At 34.9% G+C, this 21227-nt stretch carries 17 protein-coding genes; 8 read left to right on the top strand and 9 right to left on the bottom strand.

Going from position 1 to position 21227, the window contains the following annotated elements; translation table 11 throughout:
- Positions 1-89 precede the first annotated feature (89 nt).
- Positions 90-1196, top strand: coding sequence for a serine hydrolase domain-containing protein (locus H5J24_RS00295; protein WP_068944958.1), 1107 nt, complete (start codon positions 90-92; stop codon positions 1194-1196).
- A 95-nt stretch (positions 1197-1291) separates the two neighbouring features.
- Positions 1292-1822 (top strand): 2'-5' RNA ligase family protein, encoded by a 531-nt coding sequence (locus H5J24_RS00290; RefSeq protein WP_068944959.1) that lies wholly within the window; start codon positions 1292-1294, stop codon positions 1820-1822.
- Between the two features lie 25 nt (positions 1823-1847).
- Here H5J24_RS00290 and H5J24_RS00285 read toward each other — a convergent pair whose 3' ends face one another.
- The gene (locus H5J24_RS00285) at positions 1848-3209 is read right to left on the bottom strand and encodes a T9SS type A sorting domain-containing protein (RefSeq protein ID WP_068944960.1); all 1362 of its coding nucleotides are present in this window, start codon (positions 3207-3209) and stop codon (positions 1848-1850) included.
- Complete coding sequence (locus H5J24_RS00280; RefSeq protein ID WP_068944961.1) at positions 3206-3694, bottom strand: hypothetical protein; 489 nt, start codon at positions 3692-3694, stop codon at positions 3206-3208. Before H5J24_RS00280 ends, H5J24_RS00285 begins: the two co-directional genes overlap by 4 nt.
- 186 nt (positions 3695-3880) lie before the next feature.
- On the opposite strand from H5J24_RS00280, the gene ruvC reads away from it, so the two are divergent.
- Positions 3881-4435: a crossover junction endodeoxyribonuclease RuvC gene (gene ruvC, locus H5J24_RS00275; protein WP_068944962.1), complete on the top strand. Its 555-nt coding sequence runs from the start codon at positions 3881-3883 to the stop codon at positions 4433-4435.
- 82 nt (positions 4436-4517) lie between these two features.
- Here ruvC and H5J24_RS00270 read toward each other — a convergent pair whose 3' ends face one another.
- The 6 genes from H5J24_RS00270 to H5J24_RS00245 are packed head-to-tail and all read right to left on the bottom strand — an operon-like array spanning position 4518 to position 14160.
- Entirely contained in the window at positions 4518-4976 is a 459-nt protein-coding gene (locus tag H5J24_RS00270; protein ID WP_068944963.1) for a hypothetical protein, read from the bottom strand.
- On the bottom strand, positions 4976-7210 hold the full coding sequence (locus tag H5J24_RS00265; RefSeq protein ID WP_232815958.1) for an RHS repeat domain-containing protein: 2235 nt from the start codon (positions 7208-7210) through the stop codon (positions 4976-4978). Before H5J24_RS00265 ends, H5J24_RS00270 begins: the two co-directional genes overlap by 1 nt.
- Positions 7211-7260: 50 nt before the next feature.
- Positions 7261-11658 carry a SpvB/TcaC N-terminal domain-containing protein gene (locus H5J24_RS00260; RefSeq protein WP_232815957.1) on the bottom strand — a complete coding sequence of 1466 codons (4398 nt, stop codon included), beginning with the start codon at positions 11656-11658 and terminating at the stop codon, positions 7261-7263.
- 2 nt (positions 11659-11660) lie between these two features.
- Positions 11661-12827 carry a lamin tail domain-containing protein gene (locus tag H5J24_RS00255; protein WP_082811302.1) on the bottom strand — a complete coding sequence of 389 codons (1167 nt, stop codon included), beginning with the start codon at positions 12825-12827 and terminating at the stop codon, positions 11661-11663.
- On the bottom strand, positions 12824-13537 hold the full coding sequence (locus tag H5J24_RS00250; protein ID WP_232815956.1) for a hypothetical protein: 714 nt from the start codon (positions 13535-13537) through the stop codon (positions 12824-12826). Before H5J24_RS00250 ends, H5J24_RS00255 begins: the two co-directional genes overlap by 4 nt.
- An 8-nt stretch (positions 13538-13545) precedes the next feature.
- Positions 13546-14160 carry a tetratricopeptide repeat protein gene (locus H5J24_RS00245; RefSeq protein ID WP_232815955.1) on the bottom strand — a complete coding sequence of 205 codons (615 nt, stop codon included), beginning with the start codon at positions 14158-14160 and terminating at the stop codon, positions 13546-13548.
- A gap of 388 nt (positions 14161-14548) precedes the next feature.
- Between H5J24_RS00245 and H5J24_RS00240 the strand changes: the two genes are divergently transcribed.
- From H5J24_RS00240 to H5J24_RS00220, 5 genes are all read left to right on the top strand, one after another.
- Positions 14549-15619 carry a DUF4407 domain-containing protein gene (locus tag H5J24_RS00240; RefSeq protein ID WP_068945230.1) on the top strand — a complete coding sequence of 357 codons (1071 nt, stop codon included), beginning with the start codon at positions 14549-14551 and terminating at the stop codon, positions 15617-15619.
- The gene (locus tag H5J24_RS00235; RefSeq protein ID WP_228407685.1) at positions 15619-17496 is read left to right on the top strand and encodes an AAA family ATPase; all 1878 of its coding nucleotides are present in this window, start codon (positions 15619-15621) and stop codon (positions 17494-17496) included. The genes H5J24_RS00240 and H5J24_RS00235 overlap by 1 nt, the downstream gene beginning before the upstream one ends.
- Positions 17497-17601: 105 nt before the next feature.
- The gene (locus H5J24_RS00230) at positions 17602-18195 is read left to right on the top strand and encodes a phage tail protein (protein ID WP_082811303.1); all 594 of its coding nucleotides are present in this window, start codon (positions 17602-17604) and stop codon (positions 18193-18195) included.
- 4 nt (positions 18196-18199) lie between these two features.
- On the top strand, positions 18200-18886 hold the full coding sequence (locus H5J24_RS00225; RefSeq protein ID WP_068945233.1) for a T9SS type A sorting domain-containing protein: 687 nt from the start codon (positions 18200-18202) through the stop codon (positions 18884-18886).
- A gap of 93 nt (positions 18887-18979) precedes the next feature.
- Positions 18980-19177, top strand: a complete 198-nt coding sequence (locus tag H5J24_RS00220) for a KTSC domain-containing protein (RefSeq protein ID WP_068944968.1) — start codon at positions 18980-18982, stop codon at positions 19175-19177.
- 51 nt (positions 19178-19228) lie between these two features.
- Here the strand turns inward: H5J24_RS00220 and H5J24_RS00215 are convergent, their stop codons facing one another.
- Positions 19229-21094 (bottom strand): zinc-dependent metalloprotease, encoded by a 1866-nt coding sequence (locus H5J24_RS00215; protein ID WP_068944969.1) that lies wholly within the window; start codon positions 21092-21094, stop codon positions 19229-19231.
- Between the last annotated feature and the right edge of the window lie 133 nt (positions 21095-21227).

Below are 21227 nucleotides of genomic sequence, written 5' to 3'. Positions count from 1 at the left end.
TTCTTAGCACGCATTTTGCATCCTACAACGCTCTTAAAAATTTCAGTATCTTTAAGAATATCAATTTTAATTTCAAAAAATAAACACCCGTGATCAAAAATTTATTGTTCCTTCTTCCCTTTTGTTTTTTATTATCATGTAAAACAGAAACTCCACCACCACCCGTTGATAAAAAAGCCATTGTTGATTCTACCATCACTGCTTTTCAGAAAACCCTTTTGGAACAGCAGATTGATTCTGTATTCAAAAAGTATCATTTCAATGGAAGTATTGCGGTTTTCAAGGATTCCCTTCCTCTTTACAGAAAAGAAAGCGGGTATTCTGATTTTAAGAGAAAAGCTAAAATAGACAGCAATACCATTTTTGCCATCGGATCTGTAAGCAAGCAGTTCACTGCCGTTATGATTTTACTTCAGATGGAGCAGGGAAAATTAAATGTGACGGATAAAGTTTCTAAGTATTTAAAGGAATTTCAGATCAAAGAGTATGAAAATATTACGATTCATCAGCTTTTGAACCACACTTCAGGATTGAATTTGATGGGTGGGAAACTGATGTTTAAAAGTGGAACAGATTTCTACTATTCCAATGATGGATTTAATGCACTAGGAAAAATTGTAGAAACGGTATCTGGAAAATCATACGATGACAATGCGTTGGAATTGTTTAAAAAAGCAGGAATGGCCCAATCTTCAACCGGAGATATTTTTAAAGGCTCTAATTTTGCATCAGCCTACCTTGGAAATACAAATCAGTTTCAGGAAGTTCCCAACATGCCCAAAAGATTAGGAGGTAAAGAAATCGGGACACCTGCCGGAGGAATTCTTTCTACTATTCAGGATCTTCATACATGGAATAATGCATTGTATAGTGGAAAAATTCTAAAACCTGAAACCCTTACACTTTTCATGGCAAAAAGTGCGGAAAGAAGACATGCTATCTTTGGAAAAATGGGCTATGCTTATGGAATCATGCTCAACATAGGCAAGCCGAATTCTTATTTTCACAGTGGATATGTAAAAGGCTCCCCTTCCCTGAATATCTACTACCCTGAAACGAAGACTTCCGTGATTATCCTTTCTAATATTGCAGATGAAGAAAAAGGGAAAGGCCTGGTCTTTAAACCTCATATTGAAGTGAAGAAGATCACAGATCATCTTGAAAATACTCTTAATCAGCTTAGATCAGGACACTAGTTTTTATCTAGTACTGAAGATAAATAATAAATAGGTGAAAAGCCCGCATTTTGTGCAGTTTTTTATACATTTAAATTTATTTTTTAATTTGCTTTATGAAAAAAATGTACTTCATAGCCATCTATCCGCCTGAGGATATTATTGAAGAAATAAAGGTTTTCAAAAGAGATATGGCAGTTTCTTATGGTAATTCCAAAGCCTTAAAAAATGAAGCCCATATTACTCTTTTCCCTCCTTTCTCCAGAGAGCTGGAATTGGAAGAAGATATTCACATTGCATTTCAAAAAATTAACACCAGCCTTTCACCCTTTGAAATTGAATTGAATGGCTTCGGCAGTTTTGCCAATCCCAAAAATCCGGTGATTTTTGTGCATCCTGAAGACAATCTCTCTTTAACAGATCTTCACGATAGGGTAAAACAGCAGTTTAACTTTACAAAATATTCTTTTACCCCACATATGACTGTAGGATACAGGGATCTTAGCTGGGAAAATTATCTTAAAGCCTGGGAAAAATATGAGCACCAAGAATACAAAACTAAATTTTTAGTTAATAAAATTCTATTGTTACGCCATGATGGGAATTGGGTTCCTATTGCAGAGAAAAAGCTAGCAGAGATCAACTAGTTAGTCGATCTCTGCTAGCTTAAATTTATTCTTTTATAATCTTTTGGGAAATAATAATGTTTTTATTTTCAATGATATTCATCAGATAAGTTCCGGTCGGAAAGTTTTTAATATCAATTTTGATTGATGCGGGTTCGCTTAGCTCAAACTTATTAGGAATACGTTTTCCTGAAGCATCATATATTTCAACATTCACATTTTTCGAGAAGTCTTTTTTTCCTTTTATATAAAATTCACCTGTTGTAGGGTTCGGATAGATGCTGAATCTTCTTTCTTCCGCATTCACTTCAGAAAGTCCAAGGGTAGATTTTATTAATGTCCAAGAAACATTCGTAATATGTATACTGCTATGATTATCCACTTTCAAAAGAGGATTGTCATCTACAACAGAAAAGAGTAATGTATTACTTCCCGCATTAAGTTGTGAAGGGCTCAGAGTAAGTGTATTTCCCGTGGCTGTAAGTGTGGTTCCGTTCAGCTTCCAAGAATTGACTAGAGTATTAGGAACAGGAAGTATTTCATTCACTGTAAAGGTAACATCCGCTGAAGCATTTACTGAAGAGGTATTTGCTGGTGTAAAAGAATCCACAGGAGAAACTAATGAATGGATTTTTTCAATGATCGTTTCTTTACACACGGAACAAAATTGTCTGTCAAGAAATCTCATCTCGCAATTCTGATGAGGTCTGAACCATGTTGGGCTCTCTGTGTACGGATTGATTCCTATTCCATTTATCCCGATCCAGTTTTTCCATTTTATTGTAGCAGGATTAGAATTCTGGGTCTTATTGGGTGATTCAAGTGAACCTGCAAACCAATATTCATCGGCTAACTCCCCAAATGAGTGTCCTAATTCATGAACTACAATCTCATTGGACGCAGCCGCTAAAGAAGCAAAAGCATAAGTGCCGCCACATCCTCCATATTCTGTGGAGTTACCTAATATGTATGTAATGTCATAATCAGGAATACTAGCAGCCAGTACCTGTCCTACTTTATTAGTGGTATTACTGTAGATACATCTGTGAACGCCAAAATCAAATGAAGAGCCAAGATAGTTGTTGGGATTAGACACAGGAATTACCGGCTCAATAACATCTGTAGCAGTTCCCGGGTGTTTCACTCCAGATTCTGTGGAGACAACTTTAACAGCATAAGCATTGAAGTAATTTTTATACTGATTATAGGGGCTTTTTGTAAAAAGATAATTTATAGTAGTAGTCGCTGATGCCGTAAATGCAGCTTGTTCAGAAGTGGTAAATCCATCTCCTAGTACAGCAATCACTACACGTTTACTGTTATCGCCGTTTTGTAAAAGAGGAACCGTTTCAAATACCTGAGCAAAACAACTGCTGCTTATCAAAAGGGAGAATAAAACTTTTTTCATAATGATAGTTTTTGAGTGAATAATAGTTGAACTCCTGACTCTGTTACTTTCTCAATTTTTACAAGTTGGATATTTTCAGAATAAGAAAACCTTGCACTGAACTCTACATTCTGAAGAGATGCTTTTTGTCTTGTAATTCCTTCTTTTTCGTAAACTTCTAATGTAGGGTTGAGCGGATTTTTTATAAGCTGTTGGGCTATTTCTCTTCCTCCCGATTCTGCAAGTGTAATGATATAATCCCCTTTTTGAGCTTCATTTCTTTTAAAAGAAACACTGTATTTCAATCTTCCATTTGAAATTCTGCTGTTTTGGAGAACGATTTTGTCAATCCCTGATTGATCTTTATCTGCCTTAAAAAACAGATAAATAATTCTGTCATTTTCTGTTGCAACAGTGGCATTAGCGGATAACTCTGTCTCACTTTCTTTTTGAAAACTACATAATAAAAGCGTGAGAATGATTAGACCATTGAATAATTTTTTCATAATCAATTTTTATTTAAAATTAATAAAGTATTCAATTAATTTTAATCAAAAACAGAAAAAAAAATAAAAAACATAGGAAAAGCATCAAAGCAGTCAATGTAAAAATGAAAATTTTAAATATAATTGAATATTTAAAATATATTTTCCCACTCTTTAAAACATGAGAAAGCCCTATCTTTGATCCCAATGATTGCAGAGAAGATAATTTTAGGTATTGATCCCGGAACAACCGTGATGGGATTTGGTCTTATTTCCGTTAAAAAAGATAAAATGGAGATGATTGCCCTTCATGAATTGATTCTAAAAAAATACCCCAACCATGAGACCAAGCTAAAATATATTTTTGAAAAGACATTAGCATTAATTGACGAGTATCACCCTGACGAAGTAGCACTTGAAGCCCCATTCTTTGGGAAAAACGTACAGAGTATGCTTAAGTTGGGAAGAGCTCAAGGGGTTGCTATGGCAGCCAGCCTATACAGAAATATTCCCATCACTGAATATTCTCCTAAAAAAATTAAAATGGCCATTACCGGAAATGGGAATGCCAGCAAAGAGCAGGTAGCAGGAATGCTTCAGAATCTTTTTAAGCTGAAGGAATTTCCAACAAAATATTTAGATGCTTCCGATGGTCTTGCCGTTGCCGTATGTCATCATTTTAATTCCGGAACGATTACAGATACCAAGTCTTATTCCGGATGGGATAGTTTTTTGAAGCAGAATCCGGATAGGTTGAAGTAATACTTACTCCCTAAATTTAATTAAAATTTTGTTACATTTTGCCGTTGAACAACTCTTACCTATAGCTTGTCTGAAAACAATTTTATTGTCTTTTAAAGTAAATCCAATCGCTGCTTATAAAATGACAGTTTTTACAGATTCTTGTTTCTAAAGAGACTTTAAAACGATACCATTTATTTTTTTCTAATGGAGAAGGGCTAAAAATATTGAACTTATATTGCTTTGCCCTATTCTTTTTAAGTAAAAACGTGTAGGGAAAGCACGGCTCTACAAAGCAATCAAAATGTTTTTTAGGATAATCGATATCTTCATACCCTTCGGCTTCAGTATCACTTTTCTGGAATGCTGTAACTATTAAAGCATTATTATCAATATTGTCAGAAACCCTAAGTGATTTTTTATTAGGGTTTCTGATTTCAAGCATTACTTCTCCCATATTAATGTTATCAATATGAATCTTATAGGTGTATTCCGTTTGTTTTTCCTGTCCTAAACAGGTAATAAACAAGAACATAAAAATTGAAAAAATAATTGGTTTCATTAGCGTAGTAAAAATTGAAAAGATAAATTCATCAAATACTTGCTTTTAACATGTGCAGGAACAGCTTCTCTTCCATTAGTGCCATTCCAGTATTCACTTATACTTTTAGTCCATTGCTGCATTGCTGAACTTTCTGCAGGCGGCAGGAATGGGTTAGTAACCGTTTGAATATAAGCATCAAATTCCCTAAAAGAATGATATTCATAGCTCTTATCAAATTTAATTAGGATATAGTTTTGCTTTATGTGGTGCCATTCATGAAACAATGCTCTTGTAGCAGTTCCAAACTCTTTCAAGAACCCAGTATGGATTTCGATCCATGCGCCATCTTTAGCTTCTGAATGAGTTACAAAAAATGTTTGATCGTCTTTTCTTATATCGTATCCACAAAAATATTCTACTAATCCTTCATTAAATTTAAATGTACTTGTCAGAAGGTTTAATGCGCCTTCATATTTTCCTTCTTTTAGCATTTTATAATAAGCTGTTTTTGTTTCCTTATAACGATCTTTATCTTCTTTCGTCGCAGATATATCTTCACCAGCTTTTTCAAATGCCATGTGTCCTAAATGGTTCAATCCACTAGTTATTAATCCCTGTCTCATTCCCATCCAAAAATTCCCTCCAGCAATTACAGAAGACATTCCTCCACTTAATCCACCTGACACTAGCATAATAGCTTTTAACAAATCTGGATTTCTACTTCCAAAGTTACTATATTTTCCGGCAGTACTTATTGCTCCTCCAGCTCTTCCTAAAAATTCTATTCCGCTTGAGATTATGGAAGAAACAGCTCCTGAAAGAAAACCTGAACCAAAGTTACCGGTTTCAAGGGTAGACATAATTCCTCCTGCCATTGCATGCATACCGGCTTGGAGCGCTGCCCTTCCTATGAATCCAACTGCGGCACTTGATGCCGCCGATCCAATTCCAAAGCTTACAGCTCCCATAACGGTACTTATTACAGCTGCTTTGCCTAATCCGTACCAGATTGGAATCCCATTAATTGCATTGATAATAATATGAGTTGTAATTCCTATAGCAGCAGCAATTACGAGAGTTAGACCAATACCTATGGAAACAGGATCATTTCCGTCAAGATCAATATACAATAGAGGATTATTATTTACATATCCATAGAGGTCATAACTTTGAGTATTAAATACATCCGGCACCAGATTATCAGGACTTAAAAACTTCCTTAAAATAGGATCATAAAGACGTGCATTCATATTAACAAGACCTACTGTCCATAGATGTTCATGCCCTGTGTAACCTCTGTCTAAGAATAATTTTGCATTTGCTAATTCTTTGGTGTTTGTTGTTGTTTGCCCCGCAGAATTCGTTAAAGCTTTTAAATTACCCCACGCATCGAAAAACCGTTTTTCAACTACTGATCCATCGGCTTTTGTAATTCCCAAAATACTTCCCAGATTATCCCGGTGGAGATAATAATTATTACTCTCTGCTAGAACACCATCATTTAAGATTTCTTTCTTAATATATTCACCGGAATAAGGATCTCCGGTAAGGTAGGTAACAATTTCAATATTTTTAACAAGCACTCCGTTAGCCTGTCCAATTCCACTTTTAATTTCTATCGAAAAATCAGAAGAATAATATTTGACATTGTTGTTTTTTCTTGATTGCATTGCATATCTTGTTCTGAGAATATTATATTCAAAATTTATATCCTCTTTCCCTAAAGTAATCTTATTAGGGCTTTTAAATGCATTATAAGTAATATTGGAAAATCCTCGCTGCTTAATAACGCTTTCTCCATTTACATTAAAATCAATCCCGTTTATTTTATAATCATTTGAATTATATTTATAGGTTCCCAGTTCTCTATTTGAAGTTAATCTGCCTCTATTATCGTAAGTATATTCATTAGTTAAAGCACCATTTAAACTCTCGGAGAGTAAACGATTGAGAGTATCATAGGTAAAGTCTTCTCTTCTCCCAAAAGTGTTATTCTGTCTACTGTTTAAGATTCCTTTATTAACATCATAATTATAATCAACATCAAGAACTATATTTCCATTATTACTATTTTGATGTTTTATATTGGTTAATGATTGATTTGCAGCATTATACTGATTGGTTATTGTATACCCATTCCCATACTCCATTTGTGTAATCTGCCCTTTACTATTAATACTGGAAAGGTGCCAAATCATATTTCCTGCAACATTATCATTCTTTTGAATAAGAATTCCATTGCTATCATACACATTTTTGATTGAAGAATTTGAAGTATATCCTGAGATTTGTGTTGAAATATTCAGAATATCAGCTCGTCCAAAATCATCAAATGTGGTAGATGATGAGTATATAAAGTCGGGCGTTTCTTCTTTTTCCCTATTATTCGGTAATATTGATCATAATAAGTAGTATATACAAAAGATTTTCCGTTACTAGTTCCTGTTATAGTCTTTGGCAGTTTGGTTTGTCCATCATATATGTATGTTTTTTCAATATTTGTATTTTCAGCAGTAGTTTTTCCATATGTTTTTTCAGTCTGCGGTCTGCCTAAATCATCATATGTATACAAAGTATAACCTTTAGGATTTGTTTCTTTAGTAATCCTGCTGAAATTATCATATTCATAAGTAAACATTCCAGCAGTAGGATCTGTTAATTTTATTTTATTTCCCCAACCATCAATTTCTATAGAGGTTTTTATTCCTTCATAACTTGTGTCTCTTAAAGCTCCGTTAGGATAATAAGAAAAGTTAATAACACCGCCATGATCCTGTTGTTTGATAACATGTCCCATTGCATCCAATGTTTTGGCCGTTTTTTTACGACCATCATCTACTGTTACTTTCAGACCTTCATAACAAGTTGTAATCACTTTTCCTGTAAAAACGATATTCTTTACAGGTCGATTTAGTTCATCATATTCAATTGTGTTCCATTTTATGGTTTCTCCATCAAAAAATGGTTCTGATGTTTTTATTTTTCTGCCGAAAATATCATACTCTATTTTAGAAACGAACCATTTTCCATTTACAGCCTGGCTTTTAGTTTGAACTTCTCGATCAAATCGATCAAAAGTTACAATAGACTCAATTCCACCCTCTCTCTTTTTATGTAAATTGTAAACACCTCCTGTAGATGCATCTGCAACTGACTTGGAAATAGTGGTCTTTTTACCCAGAAAATCTATAACCTCTATAATATTTCCCCATTCGTCATAATTATATGAAGTATTTAATCCTAGTGAAGAAGTTTCAGAGCTTGTGCGTCCTAATGTATTAACTATAGCCGTTGAAAATAATCCGTCAGGAGAGGTTGTCTTTACGATGTAACGATTAGTATTATCATAATCATAGCTCTCAGTTTGAGAGGCAAGTCCTGTTGTTGATACCGTTTTTGATTTAGTATTTCCAAAAGAATCATAAATAAGGGTTGTTACAATGGGTGCTGACGCTGCACTATTTCCATATTTTCTGATCTGAGAAACATTTCCATTAGCATCATAATCTGACTCATCCTTAGTGGTAAATACCAAACTTCCTTTGCTGGTTGTATTCTCCACAGAAGTTATTTTACCATAAAAATAATGTCCTCCATTAGAAAATTCAGGTTTATAAGAATAACTAGATACAGATGAGCCTATTCCGTTATAATCAGTGGTTGCTTTTTTTAGTTTCAGATTATCAGTCTCGTCATATTCATACCTTTTGGTAATTTTAATATTTCTCAGGTTGTCTTTATTGATTTCATCTGTGGCCAAAATCATATACTGATGATTTCCTTTATCAAACCTGAAATTGAAGATATTATTATCTGTAATAAACCTGTTTATTCCTCCATAAGTACTTCTGATAATAGCATTATCCATTAAGGGGTCTCTGGTTGTATTTGTCCAGAAAAGCGCCTTCATAGGTGCTTTATTTATATATTTCCCATCTTTAAGCTGAGACTCATAAGCATCACTCACATAAGTTTTCTGAAAACCCAAAAATCCTTTACCCCATAGATGCTGTATTGCATTTTCATATCTGTATTCCTTGGTAAGAATTTTCCCATCAAACAGGGTATTTATTTTATTGACAAGATAAGTAGAACCATTATTTTTATGAACATAATAAGGATATCTGAAATCTCCGGTACTGATGTTATTGATATAACATTTTTCCAGATTATTATTCGTATCAGTCATCATTGGTTTATAATCTACCAGCTGATCAACACCTGACCCATTGGACACCTTTTTAATGAGCTGTTCTGTAAACTTATCATTATCAATAGTAAAAGAAAGTTCCTTTCCTGTAAATGGATCTGAAATAGCTAGCTTTGACCTGTAGGTATTAAGGAAATTAAAGGTCGTATACTGTAAAGGAATAGAAAATGGAGAAATTAAATCTGCATTTAGAGGCAATACGGTATTTAAAGTGCTGAAGCCTGTATTATTATTTTCATGGAAGAAAATCTTATTGGTATACAGTGCATCTTTCAAGAACCATGGAAATGTTCCTCCATTAGGATCAAAGTATTTCACATCCAGATTCTGCACTTCTGCCAATCCCAGCTTTTGTGTATCACTATATTTTACTTTTCCGAATTTGCTGAATGAAATAAGATCTGTTTTCCCATCATTATTGAAGTCCATTGGAATAATGGTAGTTGCACCATATTCAGTATAATCATACTCTACATCGGGACCAGACCAAAGCTGTTTCCAGAAAGAGCCTCCTGCTCTGAAATAACTCCTTTGTGAAGGTGTGATATAAGAAAGCTTCTGTGCTGTATAATCTTTTGTGCTTGATATAAAACTTTTTCCAGTACTGATGTACTGCCACCACATTTGCGGTTCGGTTTCCATTCTTTTAGCTACGTCTCCGGCAGCATTATCTTTATCAATAAAATAAATTTTCTTTGGAGTCATGAAGTCTGTTAATCCATCACCATTGAAGTCTCCGAAAATAAGGGGAGTAAAACGCTTTGTATAAATGTTATTAACAAAATCCGGTAAAACAACTCCCTGAAGATTATCCATTGGAACTAATCTTTTATTAGGAAAATCAATTTTATAAACAGAGTATTTCTCCCCATCAATAAACATGAGTTCCGGAATTCCATCACCATCCATCTCGATTTGGTAGACCCTATCAAAATTTAAATATAAAGACCCTCCGGGATTGGTTAGATTGGGTATTGAAAATGGAATAGTTTCTGTTGAAGAACCTAAGGTTTTTCCTACTTCAAAAGCATTAATCTGGAGAGGTGACCATGCATCACCCGGAATGAAATGTATTAAATCTAGTAGGCCATCATTATTAAAATCTCCTGAAACATAATTATCACAATTGGCAGAAAGATTAAGAGACATTTGTCCGGTCATGATATCCCAAGTCCACGTCCCATTGGACTGAAATCCCGTACTCATTGTTCTCACTTCCTTTGTCAGAAGATCAATGACTCGTAAAGTAGCAAAAAGTCCAGTATTAGCGATAATCAATTGATCTCTATCCGTAATTTTATTATCATTACTAAGGGCCTTTCCCACAATTAACTTTGAACCTGGCTCAACCGGAATCCAATCTATTTTACTGCCTTTTGAACTAATTAGTGAAAAAGAGCCATCCGTTCCTTTTGCAATATAGAAAGTCACTAATTCCCCCGTCCCATAAAAGTCTCCTGCAACAATGTCTCCCAATTCTTTTGTTTCTTTCGGAAACTTACTAATACCCTTTACATATTTATTTACGTATCCTGTTGTTACCCCTAAGTTATAATCAAAAGCCAAAGGTTTAAGTCTTGATCCGTCCTTATTCTCAACATCAATACGTCTTATTCTTTCATTGGTATTACTATTGATAAAATCATGGTCCAATATATATTTTCTAAAGATCCCATCATAAGTAGAATGGCTGTAGATATTTGAAACCACATACTTATTAATATATTTTATCCCATTTCTATATGCCTCAGTCTGGGCTTTTCGTAATTTATATTCAAAATTAATACTAAACGGATCCCCTGTTCCTCCGTATGAAATCTTGGTAATCCTTGCAACATAATTGTCTACCTGATAAGTATAATTAATCGTATTATTAAAAGCATCCTGAAATACTGATATGTAGAATTGCCCTGGAGTAAGTTCTTTATACTTAGCCACTTTCCCATCTGTATACTGAATAATAAACTGAAATTCTCCGGTAGATTGTTTTGTAATCTTAATTTTAGAAAACTTCTCCGTTACAAAATTATTATCATCCAGTTTTATCAATCGAACTCCGTCCAGATAATAAGGATCTGTAGCATCATATTGAGCTCCTCGAGTAATACCATCAATCTCTTTATTCTGCCCACCTATCGAAATAGAGGAAAGTCCCATAATATTCCATCCCCATCCGGCCATTCCGTTTCCGCCCTGGCTATTATACGAAAGAGCAATATTAGGCTGAAAGTCATTGATTCCTTTATGAATTTCTATAGGCAGAGTATAAGTTAATGCACCCGACTCTCCCACAGACATTTCAGCACTGATGGTAGGAGTCAGTCTATCATCAATACCTTTCTGTGCATCTGCTGATTGGGGCGAACCTGCCTGTTTCTCCGCATACCCTGAAGTATTATACTCAAGAGGAACCTGGATAACTTCCTGAGATTGAAAACCTGAAGCGAAGAATAAAAACAATAATATATGAAGTAGATTTTGCTTTCTCATTTTTACCATCTTAAAACGTTCTTAGAAATAATTTGTCCTGTATGTAACACGAAATTCACTACAAATGCTCCCGGTAACTGGTTCTGGAGATTAAAACTTGTAGTACTCACTCCTTCAGCAGGCGCAAATCCATACACCGTATTGGCTGAAGAATTAAACACCTGAATATTATTAATCGTATTTAAAGCCGCTCCTGACCATGTAATTGTCACATTGTAAGAATCAGAAGCCTTGGTAGGATTAGGAGCGATCACGATGCTTTTTTTAATAGCATCAAGCTCATCTGCAGTATATTCCTCATTTCCGGATCGTAAAGCATCTTTAATTCCTGATGTACTGCAATCTTTTGTAACGATAAAGTTTCCGGCCGTATCATATATGAAACAATTACTGGATCCTGTACTTGATGTCTTAGGATCTTGTGAGATCCTTTCTATATTAATAGGACATATTCTATTCAGCACTTCATCCACATTATCCTTCCAGTCTAGATGAGCATAATTGGCTGTAAAGTATCCGCCCACCATGGATTCATAGCTTTTAATTGGAGGTTTTACTACCGCTTCCAAAGGATTAGGTATCCCTTCTGAATAAGTAGAAGTGCCATTATATTGTAAAGAATTGATGGTATAAAATTTATCTGGTGTACTCCAAACATTCGGTATAAAATTAGGAGCAGGCTCTTCATCATGCTTCCAATTAAAATCAATGCTTTCTACAGGGATATAACTGTTCAGATCCTCACCATTGAATGAATATCCCAACTCTACTTTTTCTCTTAAATTTCTTAGCATCACCCTATTTTGATAGATGATCTGATCTTCCTTTCCTGCTGTTGTAGTAAAATAGCTGGGAAAATCTGTCATATTATAAGGCATAGGACTATAGGCAACCACCATGAGCTGGCCTGATTTAATAATTTTGTCCGGAAGCCAGGCATAGCTTGCATAATCTCTTATAAACCAATTTCGAAGATTCAGATCCTTATCACTATAATTATAAATCTCTATAAACTCCCCCCTATGATGCCTTTTAGCGTCTACTGTTCCTTGCCCGAATTTAGGTCTCTCATTAGCAGGAGTATTATAATATACTTCTGTAATCATGATCTGCCCACTCATTGTTACGGCAAAAAGGAAACTGATTAAAAGTATAACTCTATTGCTCATATCTTTGATATTTGTAGGTTAAGATTCTGTATATGAACAGGTTTATCATAGTTCCTATTCATATTGATTAATGCCAATAATTTTACCAAATCATCTTCGCCATCCGCAAAAGATCGTGGCTGCATCGCAATTTTTACAATACGATTTTTACCATCTTTATCTCCGCTTTTATGATAAAACTCTGCTATAACAACATTCATTTTATCTATAATATGCGAATTGGAAAGACCTCTCATATTTTTACACTGCACTAAAATTTGTGCTTTAGCTTCTGGCAGATTATTTTTATAAATATTTAATCTTATTTTTCGAAGGTTTACTTCGAGTTCCATATTAAAATCATCCACCTCTTTTGCCATACTAACCAATAAAGAATCTAAAGTGGGAGAAAACGAGGTATTCTGTTCTTTTGATTTTAAAAAATAAATATCGAAAAGAGAAATAGCAGACCAGAATGAATTCTTTAACGCATGATTTTGAGTCTCAACTGTAATAAGGGTATCAAATTGCTTTTGATAGCGTCCTAATTGTCTGATATATCCTAGAAACAACGGATCTTTTTTGTCAATTGTATTATAGTAAGTAAGTGCTTTATTAAAGGCTTCAGGACCCTTTTTCTCTTTTTTAAGTGTGGTAACGCTTACTTTATACAGTTCTCGGATGTGTTGTTTTCTATCCGGAGAATCGGGTTTGGCTAACAATTCTTTCAACTCAATCTCTAGCTGGTCTGATGATAATGCATCAAATCTTTTTTAAAGCTTTGATATTGTTTTTTATTATACGCCTTTAGAGCCAAATTTTTATGAGGATGCACAGTATCGGCATTGAGTTCTACCAGTTTACAGATTTTAGAATATTGCTTATCTCTGTTATTACTTCTGGCATTAATGTCTGTTAAACCTTCAAATTTACTTTTAACCTCACTAAGCAAACGTCCGTCAAAGGCAATAAGTTTTTTGATTTTTTTATTCCCCAGAGAAGCATTCATATATTCTTTATAAAGACGACGCTGAAGATCAGAACTATCAGGATTTAAAGCCAGTGCAGCTCTAAACATAAGGATTACTTCCCATTCTTTCTTTTTATCAGATAGCAGGGCTTTTCTCATCCCGTCATAAGCTCTGATTTCATTAGGATATTGCTCAATAATTTGTTTGTATTTAGCTTGAGCTTCACTCCATTTCTTTTGCTTTCTTAAATCTGCGGCCAACTTCAAAAGCTTATTGACATCTTCAAAAGAACCAGGTTGGGTCTTTGAAAATAAAAAACTAGGAAATAATAGCGAAATCATCCCTAATGAACTTAGAGATAAGAATGTTTTTCTGGTTATCATGATATAGTTTTTTTAAAAAGGGGAAGACAGGATTTTCGGCCTGTATTGCGATACCTCTAGAGTCATAATAACAATTGTTCGACTTCCCCTTGATAACAAATTTAACATTTTTTATGACTTCTCCAAATAATTTCTGTTTTTTTTTCACCCCAACATGTAAAACCCTTTTAATACTGGATTTCAAAACATTACAAATTACAAAAGAAAGATAAAATTGATAAAAGATGAGCTGCTTTATATTACCAATTATTAAAGTTATTGAGTTTGAATTCTGATTTTACTCCATTATTTAAGATAAAAAAATAAAATTTTAATTACTTTGCAAAACATAATACTATCTTTTACATTGGTATGATTTTTAATACTACCTTTGTATAAATTTTCTATGATGAAAACAAACCAACAAACTATAAATCAAACGAATCATAAAATAAATTGGTTCCAGAAGTTCCTCATGATATGCTCCGGCGGGAACATCCATATTTTAAGAAAGACTCCAAGTGAGTGGAATAAATTTTCCGGTATTGGAGGAATTGTCCTATTCACCGCAGTATTTGCAACTCTATCTGCGGGGTATGCTATGTATACAGTATTTGATGATATATGGACATCAATAGGATTTGGAATTCTGTGGGGATTAATGATTTTTAACCTCGACAGATATATTGTGTCTTCCATCAAAAAAACGGGAACATGGTGGAATCAGATTCTCATGTCTATTCCTCGTTTAATCCTTGCTACATTTCTAGGGATTATTATTTCAAAACCTTTAGAGCTTAAAATTTTTGAAAAAGAGGTAAACAAACAACTCAACACCATTATCCAAAGGAATAAAAAACAGCTTCAGGGTGAAATGACGGGAAGAATTCTTCAGCAAAGCGGCCCTTTTGAAACAGAGAAGAAACAGATCGCAGAAAAAACTGCTTTATATCAGCAATCATATGATTCTGCATCTGTAGAACTTGAAAAGGAAATTTTGGGAAAAGAATCTGGTTTAACCAGTGGAAAAGAAGGATATGGGCCTAATGCCAAGCGTAAACAACAATTGAAAGAACAACGCAGACAGGATCTTGAAAATTATCAAAAACAGGTAGCTCCAAGACTGGAATATCTGGATAAAGAAATTTCAAAAGTATATACCAATCTTGAAACAGAAAGAAAATCTACAGAAACATTCGAAGATAAGTTCAATGGTTTTGCAGCCCGACTTCAGGCATTGGATGAATTGGGTAAAAATTCTGCCATTATAGGACTGGCAGCTACATTTATTATGGGGCTTTTTATCTGTCTTGAAATCTCTCCCGTTCTGGTAAAACTTATTTCCCATGTGGGACCTTATGATTATCTCCTGGAAAAGACTGAAAATGACTTCAAGCTTTATTCCAGGGAAAAAATTGAAAAGGGAAATGCATTGACAGATTTCAGAATTGATGATTTCAAGGATAATCTAAAAAAATAATGTATTTTTCATCTATGATTATTGATAAAGAAGAAATTCAGAAGAAAAAGAAAAAGCTGGACGATTGCAAAGCTTATCTTAAAAAAGAATTCATCGGCATAGATAAGATCATCGATGATATTATGGAATATATTCAGATCTGGTATCTGATGCCTGAGATTCTTACCCGTCCCGTGGTGATCAATCTATGGGGAATGACCGGAGTTGGAAAAACGGATCTGGTGAGAAAGATGGTTCGTTTTCTTGATTTTCAAAACCGTTTTGTAGAAATTGAATTAAGCAATACGGATGAAACATCCTGGAGTAAAAGTGTTTCAGATATCCTGCAGACTAACGGATTAAGTGATGAGAAACCCAGCATTGCCCTTTTTGACGAAATCCAACGTTTCAATACTATTGATCCGGATGGCATACCGGTTCCACAAACTAAGTTCACTGATTTTTGGGAGCTTTTGAGCGATGGACGCCTCAGCAAAAGAGAGCGGGAGGATCTTGAACATTATTTATTCTCTTACCTTTTCCGAAAAAAAGAAAACGATAGACGAAAGCTAAACGGAGAAACAGAACTGGATGAGAATCCTTACCTAAATCTATGGGACGCCAAAGAATTAAAAAAATACCTCAGCATGGATGATGATGTCATGAGCATCATTGATATGAAAGAGGAAGATATGATTAAGCTAATCCGCAAAAAACAGAAAGAAAAGAAAATCTATGAGCCGGTGGATTACAGCAAAATGCTTATCATCATTAGTGGAAACCTGGATGAAGCCTTTCAGATGTCAAGAGAGACCAGTGAAGCAGATGTAGATGCCAATATTTATCATGCATTCACTAAAAAAATAACGGTAGTTGATATTAAAAATGCTTTAGCCAGAAAATTCCGGCCTGAGCAGGTTGCCAGATTCGGGAATATTCATCTGATTTATTTTTCATTAAAAACCGAAGATTTTCATAAGCTGATCCAGCGGGAGATCAATAATCTGAAGCATAAAACCAAAACGAAATTTGGAGTTTCTTTAAAAATAAATAAAGCGATCAACGAACTGATCTACAGAAACGGAGTTTTTCCGGTTCAGGGAGTCCGCCCAGTATTCAGCAGCGTAGTAGATATCCTGGATACCAATCTTAGCAAGTTTCTTTTCGAAGCAATTATCCATGATGATAAGACTATCGAGATCAACTATCTTCAGGAAAGCAAGATTATTACCGGAAAAATTGGTGACAGAACTATTGAAATTCCATACCTGGGAAGAATCGACAGCATAAGACAGGCCAACCAACAGGATGCTGTGGCCAATATCAGTGTTCATGAATGTGGGCATGCGATTTCTTACATGCTCTATACAGGCTTTGCTCCTTTACAGCTTAAAAGTAAGGTAGCAAGCAGTTATGCAGCCGGGTTTACTTTTCCACATCAGATCCACGATACAAAGGAAAGTCTTTTGAATAGAGTCAAAATCTATCTTGCAGGGGGAATTGCCGAAGAAATTATTTTCGGAAACCAGCATGCCAGCATCGGAAGAAGTCATGACAGAGAGCAAGCAACAATCCTGGCTATTGATTTTATCAGAAAATATGGTTTCGAAGATGATTATCAGGCGGCTTATAATCTTGAAGCGTATCCTCACCGCATGCAGCAGCACATCACCGATGAAAGAATAGAAAAACTAATACAGGAGCTCGCACATAAGACAAGAGAAGATCTAATCCTACATCTTGATTTGCTTAAAAGTATGAGCATTACTCTTAGCGAAAAAGGAAGTATGTCTCCAAAGGAAATCTATGACATAGCTGCCCAACATCAATTAGTTGTGAGTATTAAAGAAGAAGGATATCTTCATATTACAAATTATCACGATTTATTAAATTCCTAGAGAAAATATCTATAGAAACAGCAAAAATCATTAATAAATTCAAACCTTTTAGTTCAATCTGAAAGGTTTTTCTTTTTAAATTTATACTAATAAAAATCGATTATCATGAAAAATTTACTTTATGCATCTACACTGTTTATGATCAGTGTATTTTCTCCTATACTAAAAGCTCAGGCATCAGAACCATTTGTAGGACAAATTGCTTTTGTTGCTTTTAATTTTGCACCGAAAAATTGGGCAGAATGTAATGGGCAACTTATGTCAATTGCCCAAAATCAAGCTCTTTTTTCTCTTTTGGGAACTACTTATGGAGGAGACGGAATTACAACCTTTGCATTACCCGACATGAGAGGAAGGGTACTTGTACACAATGGGCAAGCTCCCGGAGGACCTACCACTTACACGATGGGGCAGAATGGCGGTGCTGAGAGCGTCACTTTAACAGTAACTCAAATGCCTGCTCACAATCATACAGTAAATGCAGTAACTACTGATGGTAACCAAAATCTGCCTACAGGAAACCTTCCCGCCAATACAAAAGTTTTGGATAAAGAATATTCGGATGCAGCAACAAATACTACAATGAAGAGCACGATGCTGAACAATACCGGAGGAAATCAGGCTCATGAAAACAGACCTCCGTTTATTACTCTGAAATGTATTATTGCATTATATGGAGTATACCCATCACAAAATTAAAATTATGAAAATTCTTTACTTACTATGTCTGGCACTCGCAGGCTCAGCTTCAGCCCAGACAATCACTTTTAACGGATGTCATAATCTCTTTGAAGATCAAGATTTTACCTTCAACAAAACAGGAGTAGATGCTTTTAACAAAAACATCTATATGACAACCCCTATTAATGATCAGCAGCCTTGTGGTGGATTGGGTAACTGTGAGTTTAAAATTCAGTGGAACAATGCACTTACAAGATGGGAATTCCTTGGTGATGAAGGAGATGGTACTTTTACAACTCCCGATTTAATTTATTACAACTCAACAGGGAATAATTCCCTTCCTATACCGCCAGGCAATAATGCTGGAACATGGATTGAAAACACTGCGGTAACCACCGGCCAATGCAGTGGTAACTTAACACCTAATAATTCTATAATGACAGGTGATGTACAGGGTCCCGCACTTGGAATACAAGAAGTTTCTAAAGACAAAATTCAAGTTTTTCCTAATCCTGTTTCAGATTTCATCCAAATTTCAGGAATTAAGGATGGACAGATTATCCAGATTTACAATATTGACGGTCGACTTGTAAAATCCGAAATATTCAATTCAAAAATTGATGTTTCAGAACTTACTTCAGGTGCTTATGTGTTAAAAATTACAACCAGAGAATTTCAATTCTATGAGTTTAAATTCATAAAAAAATAGAATCGCATTTTTTTATAAAATTAATGAGAGCTTCTGGAGTTTCCAGGAGCTTTTCTTTCTCAATTCAGGGAATATTTTTTGATCGTAATAAATATGCCTTCTAGTGTTGTTAATAATTTTATATACTTTCCGGAAACTGAAATATTAAGAATCATATATCAGTCTGGGGCTGTATACGACTATTTTAAAGTACCACTTCACATTGCTGAAAACTTTGGCAAGGCATCTTCCAAAGGGAAGTTTTTGAATAAGGTTATCAAACCAAGATTCAAATATAAAAAAGTGAAATAAAAAATGCCTCCATTCATTGGAGGCATAAATATTTACTTAAACTTAATCAATTTATTTGATGATCAGCTTAGAAGTTTTGCTGTCTTTTCCATTAGAAACCTGAATCATATAAACCCCTTTTCCAAGTTGTTGATTTACTTTATAAATTCCATTTCCTTCTTCAGATACAGATGGACTTCCAACCAGTCTTCCTGCCATATCAGAAATTGAAACTTTCAAATTTTTAGCATTTTTAGCCTTGATGAAAACTTTATCTCCCGTAGCAACAGGATTAGGATAAATCATTAAATCAGTATTATTAGTTTTTACTTCATTAGTTCCAAGATTTGAAACTAATGTTACAGAATAATCCTCAGCTTGCCCATAATTTAGCTGTCCACATGCAATCATTTGTGCAGGGTCAGCATAATCAACCAAAACCCTCATTCTTAAAGGTGTACCTAATACTGCACTTGCAGGAGGTGTAAAAGAGGCAGAAAAGGCTCCGATCTCAGTAACTGGGTCAATTGCCACATCATCTCCAGATGCAACCAATTCAGAATCTTCAAATGTACCGTTATTGTTATAATCTATCCAAACTCTTACAGACTGATCATTTCCAACAAAACCAACCTGTATATTCTGTGATTGATTAACACCTAATGTTGTATGAACATTCGCTAAACAATTCTTTGATGTATAATCAATGTAATAATAAGGATCTCCAGCCCAAGAACCGGCAGTAGCATTATTAATTTGTCCTAATTTGACAGAAATAGGACCGACCAACGTTCCAGTTGATGGTGCATGAGCAACTCCAGAAGGAAGGCATACCGCAGCAATCGGAACAGTAGAGACAGTAGTTCCAGATAGTGCAGTTGCTCCTTTTGATGTTGTCAAATTGCTTCTAACCAGCATAAAAAGACCGTTTATTTTATCACCTTGCCCCGGAGTAAATTTCTGAGCTATGGAATTGGTATAATTCATCATATTATACTGTACTCCCTGATAGTTAGCTTGTGTACATGGGTTAATCTGAGCGTTTGTTGGAGGATAAGTTAAATAAGCAGCTCCCGCTCTTTCTGTGTCACAAACCATGTCATCATCTTTAGTACAGTCTCCCGTAGTAGGAGGGCAATAATCTGGACTTGTACTTGGAACCTGGTAGTCTCCTCCCTCGAATGTATGATATAATCCCATAGCATGCCCAAACTCATGAGCAAAAGTTGTATCATGTAAATTGGTAACTGTTCCTGCTTTCATGAAAGACTCGTACTGGTTATCTGGTGAATTTGGAAATGTTGCAAATCCCATCAATCCTGAGTCCTGATTTGTATCTCCATCAAACATACTTATTAAATAAATATTAAAATAAGAAGCTTCGGGCCAATGTGGAGCTAAATTCTTAATAGCAGCTCTTGTTGCACCATTTGGTGTATACTGGGCCATTCCGGAAGTGGCATATCCAGGCAAAGAGCTTCCGTTATATCTTACAATACCTGTTGTTTCTGTACATTGTGGGGTTCTTTTTGCCAGTACCAGCTTAATAGGAAATACAGCAGAAGTACCAAAGTCACCCGGTACCCCATTAGAGGGCCATGGATAAGTCCCTGCATACATTTTATTAGCATTTTCAATCCAAGCCTGAATCTGTGCATTCGTTCTGCTAAATGCACCATCTCCTCCTTCAATTACGTGTACAACAACCGGAATTTCATAAACTCCATTTACGGTCTTATTAAAAGCTGATGGATTCTTTTTCTGTTCTAACTGAATTTTTCTAGCAATATTCTCAAGAGCTATTCTTGCTCCTGGGTTTTCTTTGTCCTGTTGTTTTAAAAGCTGATCAAATCCACATAGTTTCTGTTTAGGTGGCTGTTGTTGAGCTGTTAATGAAAGCGAAAATAGCGCGGCTCCATAAAGGAAAGTTTTCTTCATTTCTATAATTTTTAAAAAGTTTTTTCAATTCACATTTCAGTCGCATTTTAATCAGTTACATTCATTTTCTACATATAAAAAACAAACACACTTTAAAAATCATAATGGTTAGTCGAAAAACATATTTTTTTGT

Source organism: Chryseobacterium capnotolerans (genome assembly GCF_021278965.1).
Lineage (GTDB): Bacteria > Bacteroidota > Bacteroidia > Flavobacteriales > Weeksellaceae > Chryseobacterium > Chryseobacterium capnotolerans.
Note: the sequence above shows the minus strand (reverse complement) of the source record. Positions and strands in the feature narration are given on the sequence as shown.